This is a genomic window from Pseudoalteromonas sp. PAB 2.2 (genome assembly GCF_001938575.1).
Classification (GTDB): domain Bacteria; phylum Pseudomonadota; class Gammaproteobacteria; order Enterobacterales; family Alteromonadaceae; genus Pseudoalteromonas; species Pseudoalteromonas lipolytica.
Window position 1 is genome coordinate 539,486 of sequence record NZ_LYPI01000008.1, and the last position, 13,976, is coordinate 553,461.

Genomic DNA, 13,976 nt, shown 5'->3' on the forward strand with positions numbered 1-13,976 from the left:
ATAAATCATCAAAATTGAAAAGCCACATCAAAGCCATAACGTCGCCCTTCTCCTTTAAAGTCTTCTAACATACCCAGAAATGAGCTCAAATCGAATTTTAACTGACTGTACTCTGTATCAAATAGATTTTTTCCCCATAATATAAACGACCAGTTATCTACATCATATTTAAAGTGTGCATTAACAAGGCTGTAGCTTTCTTGACGGGCGTACGGGTTCATATTTTGATCAAAGTAAAATGCTGACTGATAGTCAACCATCACATTGGCTGAAAACGGGTTATTCATTAACCGCGTATCATACTGCAACCCTGCCGATACATCCCATTTTGAAGTAAAAGGTAATTGATTATCGGTGATACTATTACCCAATGGATCGACATACTCTTCGTACTCGGCATGAGGAATATAGCCCACTGATAACTGCATAGCGAGTTGTTGGGTGGGCTGATAATTTATTTCACTTTCGAGACCATAAATTATAGAGTCGGCTACATTTTCAAGCAATTGAACAGGCGGCATTTGCGGTGTTTCAGAGGCTTGATTCATAAACACTTGCTGGTCATTATAATCATAATAAAACGCAGCCCAGCTCATTCGTAACCGTTGTTCCGGCCAATACGTTTTCAGGCCAACCTCATGGGCATTTAAACGCTCCTTGCCGTAATCAGCTAAGATTGCTTGTTCTTCAGATGATAAAAAGCCGCCATTATACCCGCCACTTTTGCTGCCATTAGCAAAACGATAATACAGGTTCGCTGTGTCAGAATACGTATAATTGAGAGCAAACTGACCGGTAATGCCATTATCGGATTGCTTATCAGAAACCGTGTAAAATGGCACTAAAACCCCTGCTAAATCATTGGGGTTGACTACCACATTTAAGGTTGATGTAGAGCTGTATTCAAGTGATTCATAATCGTAACGTAGACCCGCAGTGAGCAACCAACGCGTGGCTAATGGCACTTCAATTTGGCTAAATAGCGCTACGTTTTGTGTATCGATATGATTATCGTAATAAAATGTGGCCGTTAAATCTGCAGGCAAAATACCACGAAAGTCGCGTAAAATATCATTGATGTTATCTTGCTTAATCGTTTCATCAGCAAAATACACCCCACTGGTCAGCGTGTAATGAGTAAATTCATTAAGGACCCTAAACTCTTGACTGAATAAATGGGTGTCTAAACCTAACACTCCTTCGCACAACCTAGCTGGTGAGCCATCGCAATTAAATGCATGGCTTCGCTCTAAATTATTAAAACTACTTACGGAGGTCACCGTTGTGTTATCACTCGACTGCCAATTTAATTCGCCGATAAAGCCATAGCCGTCTGATTTATGCGGTGAGTCATTATTAACACTCACAGTAAAAAAGTCGTCACTCCCATCGTTAAACCCAAAGCTATCAAAGCACCGTGTTGAACCCGCATCGGCTGGCGAACATAATTCACCCGTTAATGGGTTTGCTATAATACCGATACTCCCCACTGGCTGCGAAATGCCATCCCAATCTTCAATATGTGCTTGCAGGTAAAGCTCTACGTTATCCCATTGACTTAACAGTGACAGCCGTGCATTTTTTTGCTCCATGCCCGCGGTCGGTGATGCAGAAAAATTATTTTGTGTCGAATAGTCATAATCTTGATAATTGAATGCTAACCGCATCGCCGTTTCATCGCCCAGCGGTTGGTTCCACATCCCCTCTAAGCTACTGGCGTTATTGTTGGCAATACCCAGTGTTAACGACCCTGCTTGCTCAAACTCAGGCCTATTTGTGCGGATTAAAATTGCCCCACCGGTTGAGTTTCGACCAAATAACGTGCCTTGCGGGCCACGCAAAATATCAACATGCTCTACGTCATACAGGTTAATAATTTGGTTATTTGCCGAACCAACCGCCACGCCATCAAGGTACATAGCTACAGGCGATGTATTCGCAGTATTATAATCAAGTAAGCCAATTCCCCGAATACTGACGGCGGGAGGTGTGCCCTCGGCCGCGTTTTGCGTTATTTTCACGTTCGGTGCAAATAACCCTATTTCGGTTGAATCTTTAAAATGCTGCGTTTTTAAAAGTTCGCCATTCACTTGGCTTACCGCAACACTGACGTCTTGAATTGATTGCGGACGCTTCTGTGCATAGACACTAATAACTTCCATGTCCTTTTCAGCCTCTGTATTTTGCGCTGAGGCATTACCCATGACACATGCCGCTAAGCAGCTACTCGCAAGCATAGTGAGTTTAGGATTGAATTGATAAGGACGTTTCATTCGTTTTTAGACCTTAAAAAGAGGGACGTATGTTAAATTATTGTAATTTCCAGTAAGTATAGACCAAACAACGCTGTAAAGTCGCATAAAAAGCAGAGGGTTAACGGCTTTTATGTCACATTAAAGTCGCTGTTGACTAAACATTACCCTTTTTCAAAAGCGTGTTCGCCGCTAATTTGACTTGGAAAGCCACAGAGTGAGCGTGACGTTTGCATGCCAGCCATCACCGCCGCTTCAACACAGCCAGCATTAACGCCTGTTTTTATCCAATCGCCAGTAAGGCGTAAGTTTTTATAGTGGCTGCCATCAGTCGCTAATCTAAATTTGCTCGACCCTGTAACAGAGAGTACATAACGCTCACTGGGATCAATATTTACCCGCCAATACTGTTGCTCTAAAACAGGCAAAATACTGTGTGGATCTTGGTAAAACACCTGCCAGTCAAACTTATTATTGGTATAAGCGTGCGGCCACAATGCTTGCATATCAACGCTGAATAAATACTGCATATTATGTTTCACCTCAGCTTTCATTTGCTCAGGAAAATGATGTGCCGTAGCGGGTGGATAATGCTCACACGTAAAAGCGCTACAAAAGTAGGCAATATTAACGGGCGGATCACTGTCTGGCCACGCCTCTTTGTCAACGAGATTGCTCATTGCAGCCCATGTATCGAAGGGTTCAAAAAAACCACTTAATATAGGCCCTTCTTGAGCCGAATTGGTATCGGTAAAGCCGAGTTGTTGATCAGTTTTATTCAACCAAACTTGGCAAGCTTGTGTCGCAACACTCTTCACTTTACTTGCTTGTAAAGCAAGGGCATTATCGTCGCTAAGCAAATCTGCCGCCACATGCTCAAGCGAAGCAACAGATACCCCCAATATTAGGGTATCAAAATCAACTCCATGCACTAACGTAAGACTTGGAAGTGGCTGCTTAAAATGCGCTTCATATACTTCTGGCCAGTCACTCCAGAACGACTCTAAATTAACCTGATATTCTTGCAACAAATGCGCTTGTAGCGGGTTTATTTGGTCTAAGAGCGGCTCACTTGGCCAACAAGGCAGCTGCTTTACATTGATAAGCGGCGCATATTCACCCGAATTTAAGCTGACCTGCTGACGCAGTTCAATATGCGATACCACAGCTTGCCCATGAGAATCTTGACCCGGCGTTAATTGTGTAAGCTGGTGGAAAAATTTAAATTTTACACCGCGTTTTTTGAGTAGCTCATAAATAGGAGCAAAAATGACATCTCCCATGCCTGCTTGCATTTTCCACATCACTCCCCCTTTATAACAAAGGCCAATTCTTAGCATGGCAAGTGCTGCAACACCGGCCTCAACATTAGGCTTGTTAAAGTCGCCATTGGGGTATGCAAACACCAAGTCATAAAAACCTCGTACAGGAGCAGAATTAACGCTATAGGCTCTATTTGCACCATTTTTTTCGAGCCATTGACGAAAATCATAACAATTAATTACCCCAAAACCATCGCGATAAACTTTATCTTTTATCAGACCTGTCAGCATAGCAATAGCCAGATCGGCACAAATATATAGCCTGCGCAGTTGTGCATTATCATCCAGTAACTCTATTACTTGCTCTTTAAACCAACGCTTTAATTTGCGAACGATATACCAAATCACTAAACGATCAGCTTGCTTGTCTGTGTGGGTTGTTTGCTGTGCGGTAAACTGTTGTAAGTGCGTAAGTAAAGAGCGAGGAGTGGAGATAATCTCGGCCGCATCCGATTCAATGTCATCAATAAACTGTTTTGCCGAGGTAACCTGAGTATCAATATTCGCTTTTATTTGCTGATAGAGGTGCTTTAGTAAAAACTGATCTCGTGGCTTTTTAGTAACTAATGTGGTTTTTGCGTGTTGCTCACAGACATCTTCAATGTCTTCGGTCCATTTTTTCAGCCAAGCCAGTGTCATCGTAACAAAATCCCACACTGTAATATCCAAGCTTCCATCTGCTGGATTACCCGCAACGGTTGGGAAATCTATCGGCCATGTTTGCCACTCGTTATCGATAAACTCTTGTAATGCAATAAAACTATGCGGCTTAAACGCCTGTTGCCAAGTTGCAAGCGGGGAACTCGCTGGCCTGTCCAAATTATTGTAGACCCCTTGCAAAGTGCGAAAGCTATTTACATAAGCACCAAACCACACATGCAAGCCATGCTCTTCAATACGTTGACCAAAGTGCTGATTGCGACCACTTGCGCCTTTACCTCCTAAGCGCCACCCTTGTTGATAAACGGTTATTTCGCGATGTTGCTGCCAATCTTCTTGCTCGGTTAAATACACCGCGGCAGTCATTGCAGCAACGCCACCCCCTACGATTGTGATTTTTTCTTTGCTCATGGTCATCCTTTACGCAGGTAAAACCTGGCTTGCGCCAAGTTGATCAAAGTCCATATTGATGTAAAAAGGCAAATGTACCGCTTGGCTTCCTAATTGAATACCAAACATATCGTGCAACGGAAAACTCGCTACTGACTTCACATCAAGGGTAAAATTATTAGTTAACAACTTAAGTTGGTGAATTTTTTTTATCACTGATGGAGAATGCACAACAGAGCGATAAACGGCACTTGTACCCTCTCCATCTGGGAATTGCTTAAACAATATTTGATCCATTTGCGGGTGAATAAACCCCTCAAACAGTTGCTTAATTAATGAAAAATCCACGCCTTTAACTTCATCATCAAAAAAATCAGCCACTCGCTTCGAAAAAAGAGCAAGGTTATCTAATAAGTTTTCTGATGTGTTGATATTGTCTTGTTCAATTGATAATAGTTCATGCATTGCAAGCTTTGAATTAGCCGAGAACACATCAAAACACGGCAATGAAATTGAAAAACGTGATGTTTTGTTCGCCGGTGTGGGCATGTCATAGTCACATAAATATTTGTTGTAACCCCATACCTCACGCCCATTTATTAGCGCATAAATATTATTCACACTAATGAAGGCGGGATACCAATACAGGTGGGCAATATCACCATTAACCACTTTAGAAACAGGTAACCAAATAATAATGTCGGTTTCTTGCATCCAGCCCTGTTCAGAAAACGGAGGGGTCAGAGACGATATTTTTTCAATATCAGTAAACGTGAGTAAACACACACTGCCTAACACATTGAATGACACAGAATCATTTGCAACTGTATTGAGTGTCGCATCGACATATTGCTGCATTTTTTGCTCACAAGCAGACACGAAAAAACCATACATTGCCGCGTTAATCATGCGGCATGGCGGCTTAGCAACGGGGTTTGATAAAAAATGGCAGTATTTATATGGGTTAGTCATAGTCATTAACTAAATTGTTGTTTACTCATGACTATAGACTAGTTTTACTAGTTCGTTACAAGTTGTTCATTGCATTTTTTGGTGAAAAGTTGCTCTATATATGCTTGGTAACCAGCATGATCAAAATTATCAGATAACGGGTTCATAAAACCATGGGCATACTGTGATACTTCACAGCTGACATTCGGTTTATCTCTGAGTGTAGCCACCACCGGTTCAATATCAAAATGTGCTTCACTGTGCGCAAAAATAAACTGACAAGGCACTGTCGCCGATAAATCAAGGTGATTTCTAACTTGTGATGGGTAAAATGCAATAATTTTCTTTATGTAGGGGTTTTGTAATTCTGCTTGCGCTCGCCAAACTGCTGATGCTCCCGCACTAAAGGCAATGATCGTAGTTGGTCGCTTAACAGCGGCCATTTTAATGTAGACTCGCTCAAGATAGGTGTCGTGACCACACTGATTCAAAAAGTGTTGATATTGAACGTGCTCAGAAACCGGTGTTTGTATTTCTCCTAAATAAGGTTCACACAAACTGACTTTGCCACTAAGCTGCTGCGCAAGCTGTGATAAATGTGCTGTATTTCCGAATATATCTGACACCAAAAGGTAGTTCATTTATGTACTTCTGTGTTGTTATTATTGTGCCCGTAAAGAATACGCGTGTTTCTAATAAACATCCAGAAAAATAATACTTGCGTTTAAATATTTATTGCAGTAGTCTACTCGTCTGGTTTTTATAAACCTCGCGGTTAACCCCTTACCTTGATCCAGTAATTCCCGCATATTCGTATAAATATTTGCACCTGTGTGACTCAATGACATTTTGATGAATTTTAAAATTATCACCAAACTGTCACAAATATAGTCAACACTGTAGGCAAGACAACAAATGTCAGTCTGTATTATAAGTTCCCTTACAAAGCTCTACAGAACACTGACAAAAAGAAAGAGTGAGTTTTATTATGTCATACAAATACAATGGATCTTTGATCCAAATAGCACATCCAGTGCAATCAATTTCGGTTAACAAACAGCGTGTAATTTTTAGCGACACGCAAGGCCTAAAGAATGCCATCTTCCAAAAGGCGAGCGATGCACGCCAATTTGTAAAATGGTTAAAGGCCAACTAAACCCAAACCGAAAAAGCGCCAGCATACCACGCTGGCGTTTTAGTTTTTAACTTTCGTACGCTTATCTAAATTCCTGCTACACTTATATTTTTAACCTACGAATAGGTAGTGAAAATGCGTTTGGCATGGTTTTTTTTACTATTTTTTTTGTGCCCTTTTGCAAATGCAACTAATCAATCTAAAACGATTGAATGGATCGTAGTTGATTTTGCCCCCTACTACATAATGAATGACCGTTACGAAGGCATGGGACGTGACGAAAGTGTCATTAAACTGCTTAAAAATGCTCTACCCGATTACACTTTCACACGCACTTTATTGCCTGCTAGTCGTGCCATTCATGAGCTATCAAATCCACACAATAATTACTGCATGTTGTCTCTATATCAAAGCGAACATCGCAAACAACACATTGCATTTACAACACACACGTCCACTGTAGGTTTGTCACCCTCCTTTGCGATTCGTAAAGAGCTAATTGAAAAACTTAATTTAGATCCCTCTAAGCCGGTATAACTAAAGTCATTACTTAACGACAAACACCTTGCATTAGGTGTATCAATGAGCCGCTCATTTGGCAGTAATATAGATAACGTAATTAACTCAAGCCATGATGCAAATATTATCTCAAGACCAGGCCGCGATACCCTTGCAAGCTTAACTTATATGCTACACAAAAAGCGCATTGATATTTTATTAGGATACCCAAGTGAACATTATTATTTGGCGCACTCGATGGGATTCGAGAATGAACTAACCCAACTAACACTCTCTGAAGCGCCTAAATTAAGTGTTGGTTATATTGGCTGCACAAACAATGAACAAGGCCATGCAATGATTACCTTGTTAGATAAAGCGCTGGAGGAAATAGCGCATACACAAAGTTTTGAAGATATCTTAGTACGATGGTTGCCAGATAACTTAAAACCAATCTTAGAAAAAAGGTTAAGAGATAGAAATGAAAGTGCCGCCCATTAAGCGGCACGTTTCGTGTAGTCGTTACTTACGAATACCTTCGATAAACAGGCCAATATCAACATGAGTTGATGCTGGGCCTAAGTTGTAATCAATACCATAATCAGCCAGTTTTAAACTTGTTTCACCTTCAAAACCAACACGGTAACCACCCCATGGATCTTTACCTTCGCCAATTTTATCAATTTCAAAAGTAATCGTTTTTGTTACACCGTTAAGTGTAAACTCACCAGTGACATCGGCTTCATCGCCTTCTTCATCAAACTTGATTGATGTGCTTTTAAACGTCGCTGTAGGGTATTTATCTACATTTAAGAAATCTTTACCACGTAAGTGCTTATCACGTTCAGCATGGTTCGAATCGATACTTTTTGTGTCAATAGTGACATTGATCTTTGATGCATCCGGTGCTTTGTCATCGTAACTAAAATCACCTGAAAACGTATTAAAACGACCGTGTAACCAGCTATAGCCTAAATGTTTGATTTTAAATGTAACAAATGCGTGAGCACCGTCTGTATCAATCACATAGTCTGCGGCATTTGCATTCGCTGTAGATAAAAGTGCAGCGCTTAGTGCTGTGCTTAATAATAATTTTTTCATATTAATCATCCTTCAATGGTTTGATCATTCTAATTAAGGTTTTATCTTTATCGATAAAATGATGTTTTAGTGCCCCTAAAGCATGTAAAACAACAACACCTATAAGCCCATACGCGGCATAAAAGTGAATTTTACCTGCAATATCTTCTTGATTAGCCACCGACTCGGGTAAAGCCGGAACAGCAAATAAGTTAAATACGTCGATCGCACGGCCGTCAGCCGTCGAAATTAAGTAGCCAGATGTAACAATGACAATAAGGGCTAAATAAATTAATTTATGTACAGAGTGCGCAGCCATGTTTACCGCTTTAGAGCTTCCTGCAACAGGGTCTGGTTGCGTGCCTAATAAACGCCAGCCAAATCGAAACAATAATAAAGCAGCTAAGGTAATGCCAACGCTTTTGTGTAAATCAAGAGAGCCTTTGTACCACGTATCGTAATAGGTTAACTCAACCATATAGACACCTAAGCCAAACAGACCAAATACTCCAAGTGCCATTAACCAGTGAAGTAAGATAGCTACCCAGCCGTAACTTGACTTTGAATTCTTTAACATACTCATTTCCCATGAGAACCATGAAACTAAACACAGCTTAGCTCAGCTGTAATACAATGAAAATAGCGTAAAACAAACAGCTTCTGTGCGTATACGCACAAGTAACATTAGAATAGTCAGTGGTTAGTGGATTAAAAGCTTCTCTCAGTAAAACGGGTGTCTAAACTCTGACAGCTTTAAACTTTAACTTTCTTCCACCAGCCCTACGTAAATCTGGCTATTGGCATCAACTTGAAAGCAGCTTATGAGGTTTTCTTTTACCAGCTCTAGCATAGCGATAAAGCTTACAACGACACCGCTTCGGCCTTCTTCAACGGTAAACAGCGTATGGAATGGTAATTGTGATTGGGCTTCGGATAGCTTGTCTAAAATTAAGCTCATGCGCTCACGAGTAGACAGTGCTTCTGCGGTGATATGATGATGTTCAAATGTTTTAGCACGTGCCATTACATCGCTTAATGCAAGTAATAAGTCTTTCATTTCGACGTCTGGTAATAGCGCTTCACGCTCGCTAAACTCGGGGGCTAATGCCTCTGCTACAAAAATATCACGACCTTCTCGAGGGATCTCGTCAAGGTTTTCTGCTGCTTTTTTAAATTGCTCGTATTCTTGTAAGCGTCTGACTAGCTCTGCGCGCGGATCGTCGTCTTCTTCCAGTTCCTCATGTTTTGGTAACAGCAATCGTGATTTAATTTGTGCTAACAAGGCTGCCATCACTAGGTATTCACCCGCAAGCTCGAGTTGAAACTCACTCATCATTTCAACATAGCGAACGTATTGTTCCGTAATACTAAAAATCGACAGCTCTAGTACATCTAATTTATGCTTTTTAATTAAATACAAGAGTAAGTCGAGCGGACCTTCAAAGGTCTCTAAAATAACCTCAAGTGCATCGGGTGGAATGTATAAATCTTCAGGCTTGTCGACCACCGCTTTACCATGCAAAAAAGCCAGTGGCAGCTTTTGCTGCACTGGCTCTTGTATGTCGTTTGGGGCATTACGCTCTGAGCTTGTCAATGATGTCTCTATATTTCAAACGGTTTAGTATCGCCACAACCAACACGTAAAATTTCGATATCATCATCTGATAAATCAATCACTGTAGTGGCCTGTTCAGGAAGATAACCACCATGAATAATTAAATCAACTTGCTTTTCGATGCGATCACGAATTTCATCGGGATCAGCTTCGGTGAATTGCTCACCCGGTAAAATTAAGGAACACGACATCAACGGCTCCCCTAATTCAGCCAATAAGGCACATGTAATCGGGTGTTCAATAACGCGAATACCAATGGTTTTTTTCTTTTCGTTTAGTAAACGTTTAGGAACTTCCTTGGTTCCTTTAAAAATAAAGGTGTACGGTCCTGGTGTGTTATTTTTAATCAGCCTAAACAGCTGATTGTCTACACGTGCATATGTTGAGAGCTCAGATAAATCGCGACATACCAAGGTAAAATTATGGTGTTTTTCAATGCCTCGAATACGTTCTATGCGCTCTTTTGCTTGTTTATTACCAATACTGCAACCAATCGCATAACCCGAATCAGTTGGGTACACGATAACTCCACCTTGTTTAATAATATCAACAGCTTGACTAATTAATCTCGGTTGTGGATTATCTGGATGGATATGAAAAAACTGACTCATTACACACTCCTATTGCCCTTCCCACGCTTGCCAAACACCTTGGCAATCTTTGGGTAAGTATAAATTTTTTCCCAGCTCCAACCAGCTTGTAGGAAAATGAAAGTCTGACCCCTGTGAGGCGAGTAAATCATATTCTCTAGAAAGCTCACCTAAAAACTGGCGTTCACTCGGTGCTTGCTGGGGTTGTGCAACTTCCATTGCATCGCCCCCCGCGTTTTTAAACTCGACTATCAACTTACGCAACCACTTATTCGACATTTGATAACGACCAGGATGCGCCAGAACAGCCACCCCACCCGCTTGATGAATAGCCGCTATCGCCGTTTGCATATCGCACCAGCAACTTGGTACATAGCCTGTTTTGCCACGGCCTAGGTATTTTTTAAAGACACCTGGAAAGTTTTTGGCTACGCCGCGCTCAATGAGTGCGCGAGCAAAGTGCCCGCGGGTAATTTGGGCATTGTCGGCAAATGCTTTCGCTTCGTCATAAATACCTTCAAAGCCATTTTTTGCGAGGCGATGACCTATCTCGATAGCACGCTCTTCACGCTTCGCCTGTTGCGAGCTTAATAGCGAAATCAAGGCTTCATTCTCATCGTCGATATTTAAACCAACAATATGAATTTCAAAGCTTTCCCACTTAGTTGACACTTCAACACCGGCAATTAATTTAAGCGGTAAATCGTCATTCGCAATGATGTCACGTGCAGGGGCTATCGCCGCCAATGTGTCGTGATCGGTAATTGCGAACACATCTATATTTTTTTCAACCGCGCGGTGTAATAGTTGCTCGACTGATAGCTGACCATCAGAATATGTGGTGTGGCTATGTAAATCGTATTTTATCAAAGGAAAAGACTGCTTAACGTAAGTTCTTGAATCATTGATAGGAGTATAACAAAGATTTTATACTAATTGTTGTAAATTAATGCTTGACAGTATCGGCTCAGGTACGCTTTACTGTATGCACTTTAAGACACGTTGAAAAAGAAATAACAATGAACAAAACAATTCAAATCACAATTTGGTGGTGGCACTCGTAACTAGCGGGTGACGAATTGTCGTGTCTATACGATTTCAAAACCCGCTCATGTAGCGGGTTTTTTTATATCTAAATTTTAAGGTTTTATAAATGAATAACATAGCAACTCTTACACATCATTGGTGGTGGCGCCTGGCTTAGCGGGACGGTAAGGGTCTATCTAATTTATAGACATTATTATACGAACCCCGCTTAAGCATCGCTTTGCGGGGTTTTTATTATTGGGAATGAGGGAGAATAAGGTTTGATTTTTAGTCATATAACAACGACACCGGGTGAGGTAACCAGTATCACTCAAGTGCGTGACTACATTAGTAGCCCACTTGCGTTATACAGTTTACTCGATAAACCTAATTCACTGCTGTTAGAGTCTGCAGAAATTGACTCTAAAGACAGTGTCAAAAGCCTAATTTTGGTTGACTCAGCGCTACGTATTGTTTGCCATGGTAAACACGTCACACTGACAGCACAGTCAAATAACGGCAAACAATTACTACCTTATTTACAAAGCCATGTGCAAAACTGCGATGCAGTGCTTATTGAAGACACACTCACATTGACCTACAACGAAGTAGCGAGCGATATTGACGAAGCCAGCAAACTAATTGCCGACAATGCTTTTAGCGCTCTTCGTAGCTGTATAAACAGTATAAAAAGCACCACAGACAACCCTTTTTCAGTCTTTCTTGGCGGGGTGTTTGCCTACGACATGGTCGCAAATTTTGAAACGCTGTCTGACGTACCTGAAGGTGAAAACAGCTGTCCAGACTATGTTTTCTATTTAGCCGAAACACTTGTGATAATTGACCATCAAGCCAAAACCACCGAGTTGATTGGTAATGTGTTTAACGGCCCAGAAGTGCACGCCAACTGCTTCGAAGTCGGTCAGCAGCTAGAACGCTTGAACAGCGTATGTGACAACGCAGCGCAATACCAAGGACAAAAGCAAAGCGGTGCAAGCCCTGTCTCGGTTGATGTCAGCGATGAGCAATACTGCGAGCATGTCATCAAATTAAAAAAGAACATTGTCGATGGCGATATCTTCCAAGTCGTACCATCACGTACTTTTTCTCTTGCCTGCCCAGATTCACTTCATGCCTACAGCCAACTTAAGCAACAAAACCCCAGTCCTTACATGTTTTACATGCGCGACGAAGAGTTTGTGTTATTTGGTGCATCGCCTGAGTCAGCACTTAAATATTGTGTTGATAGCAAGCAAGTTGAAGTGTATCCAATTGCAGGTACTCGCCCACGCGGTAAATTTGCCAATGGACAAATAAACCCAGATTTAGACAGCCGCATTGAACTTGAACTACGTAACGACCAAAAAGAGCGCGCTGAACATTTAATGCTGGTTGATTTAGCCCGTAACGATGTCGCCCGCATAAGCGTGCCGGGTACACGCCATGCCAAAGAGCTATTAAAAGTAGACCGCTACTCACAAGTGATGCATTTAGTTTCACGCGTGGTCGGTACATTAAAACCTGAACTTGATGCCCTGCATGCGTATCAAGCATGTATGAATATGGGCACCTTAGTCGGTGCTCCCAAAGTACGAGCCGCTGAACTTGTACGTCAAACAGAACAAAAGCGCCGTGGTAGCTACGGTGGTGCAGTTGGTTATTTAACCGGTGATGGTGCGATGGACAGCTGTATTGTAATTCGCTCAGCCTTTGTGAAAAACGGCATGGCTTATGTACAGGCAGGTGCTGGCGTGGTGTTTGATTCAGACCCGCAGTCAGAAGCCAATGAAACGCGCGCTAAAGCACAAGCAGTGATTACCGCAATTCAATCGACTTATGAGGCACAATAATGAACACACCATCAGCCTATAAAATCTACTTTTTAGATAACTTTGATTCATTTAGTTATAACTTAGTCGATGAACTTTCTATGTTAGGGTGCGAGTTAGTGGTATACCGTAACAATATCAGTGCACAAAGCATTTATAACAAAATGTGCCAAGAAACTGTGCCAGTATTACTCGTGTTATCACCTGGGCCGGGAGCCCCCTCAGATGCGGGCTGCTTAATGGCATTAATAGAGCTTTGTAAGGGACGTTTCCCAATGCTAGGTATTTGTTTAGGCCAACAAGCATTAACACAAAGTTATGGTGGCGTGATTGGCCATGCAGGTGAAACCGTACATGGTAAATCGTCGATTATTGCGTTGTCTGATCACCTTGTATTTGCAGGGATGGGTGAAAAAATGCCAGTAGCGCGTTATCACTCACTCATGGCAACTAAAGTGCCAGACGCAGTCGATGTCATAGCCTCGTATGAAAATATTCCAATGGCAATTTATCACCCGCAAGATAATGCACTTGGTTACCAGTTTCATCCAGAATCGATTTTAACGCCAAACGGCGCCTTGCTATTACAGCAAAGTATTGAGTTTTTAACCGCACGCGTGCAGTAGAG

At 41.6% G+C, this 13,976-nt stretch carries 13 protein-coding genes; 4 read left to right on the forward strand and 9 right to left on the reverse strand.

From position 1 onward, the window contains the following. Nucleotides 1-8: 8 nt before the first annotated feature. The 4 genes from BWD47_RS06450 to BWD47_RS06465 all read right to left on the reverse strand — a co-directional run bounded on the left by BWD47_RS06450 (nt 9) and on the right by BWD47_RS06465 (nt 6,216). Entirely contained in the window at nt 9-2,273 is a 2,265-nt protein-coding gene (locus BWD47_RS06450; protein WP_083422848.1) for a TonB-dependent receptor, read from the reverse strand. Between the two features lie 143 nt (nt 2,274-2,416). Further along, nucleotides 2,417-4,645, reverse strand: coding sequence for an NAD(P)-binding protein (locus BWD47_RS06455; RefSeq protein WP_075593662.1), 2,229 nt, complete (start codon nt 4,643-4,645; stop codon nt 2,417-2,419). 9 nt (nt 4,646-4,654) lie between these two features. Then, nucleotides 4,655-5,596, reverse strand: coding sequence for an acetoacetate decarboxylase (locus tag BWD47_RS06460; protein WP_143474478.1), 942 nt, complete (start codon nt 5,594-5,596; stop codon nt 4,655-4,657). A 47-nt stretch (nt 5,597-5,643) separates the two neighbouring features. Continuing rightward, a complete protein-coding gene (locus BWD47_RS06465; protein WP_075593664.1) occupies nt 5,644-6,216 on the reverse strand; it encodes a dienelactone hydrolase family protein in 573 nt (190 codons plus the stop codon). A 629-nt stretch (nt 6,217-6,845) separates the two neighbouring features. On the opposite strand from BWD47_RS06465, the gene BWD47_RS20325 reads away from it, so the two are divergent. Together BWD47_RS20325 and BWD47_RS20330 are read left to right on the forward strand one after the other, a co-directional pair. Continuing rightward, the gene (locus tag BWD47_RS20325; protein WP_305954738.1) at nt 6,846-7,247 is read left to right on the forward strand and encodes a hypothetical protein; all 402 of its coding nucleotides are present in this window, start codon (nt 6,846-6,848) and stop codon (nt 7,245-7,247) included. 45 nt (nt 7,248-7,292) lie between these two features. After that, on the forward strand, nt 7,293-7,709 hold the full coding sequence (locus BWD47_RS20330; protein WP_305954739.1) for a hypothetical protein: 417 nt from the start codon (nt 7,293-7,295) through the stop codon (nt 7,707-7,709). A 21-nt stretch (nt 7,710-7,730) separates the two neighbouring features. Here the strand turns inward: BWD47_RS20330 and BWD47_RS06475 are convergent, their stop codons facing one another. From BWD47_RS06475 to BWD47_RS06495, 5 genes are all read right to left on the reverse strand, one after another. Beyond that, nucleotides 7,731-8,309 (reverse strand): YceI family protein, encoded by a 579-nt coding sequence (locus BWD47_RS06475; RefSeq protein ID WP_036968973.1) that lies wholly within the window; start codon nt 8,307-8,309, stop codon nt 7,731-7,733. Between the two features lies 1 nt (nt 8,310). Further along, on the reverse strand, nt 8,311-8,865 hold the full coding sequence (locus tag BWD47_RS06480; protein WP_036968975.1) for a cytochrome b: 555 nt from the start codon (nt 8,863-8,865) through the stop codon (nt 8,311-8,313). Between the two features lie 183 nt (nt 8,866-9,048). After that, nucleotides 9,049-9,882 (reverse strand): segregation/condensation protein A, encoded by an 834-nt coding sequence (locus BWD47_RS06485; RefSeq protein ID WP_268260788.1) that lies wholly within the window; start codon nt 9,880-9,882, stop codon nt 9,049-9,051. 8 nt (nt 9,883-9,890) lie between these two features. Continuing rightward, on the reverse strand, nt 9,891-10,514 hold the full coding sequence (locus tag BWD47_RS06490; protein WP_036968977.1) for an L-threonylcarbamoyladenylate synthase: 624 nt from the start codon (nt 10,512-10,514) through the stop codon (nt 9,891-9,893). Between the two features lie 9 nt (nt 10,515-10,523). Next, nucleotides 10,524-11,363 (reverse strand): PHP domain-containing protein, encoded by an 840-nt coding sequence (locus tag BWD47_RS06495; protein ID WP_075593665.1) that lies wholly within the window; start codon nt 11,361-11,363, stop codon nt 10,524-10,526. Nucleotides 11,364-11,800: 437 nt separating this feature from the next. Between BWD47_RS06495 and BWD47_RS06500 the strand changes: the two genes are divergently transcribed. Then, nucleotides 11,801-13,369 carry an anthranilate synthase component 1 gene (locus BWD47_RS06500; protein WP_075593666.1) on the forward strand — a complete coding sequence of 523 codons (1,569 nt, stop codon included), beginning with the start codon at nt 11,801-11,803 and terminating at the stop codon, nt 13,367-13,369. After that, entirely contained in the window at nt 13,369-13,974 is a 606-nt protein-coding gene (locus BWD47_RS06505) for an aminodeoxychorismate/anthranilate synthase component II (protein WP_075593667.1), read from the forward strand. The genes BWD47_RS06500 and BWD47_RS06505 overlap by 1 nt, the downstream gene beginning before the upstream one ends. The last annotated feature ends 2 nt before the right edge of the window (nt 13,975-13,976 follow it).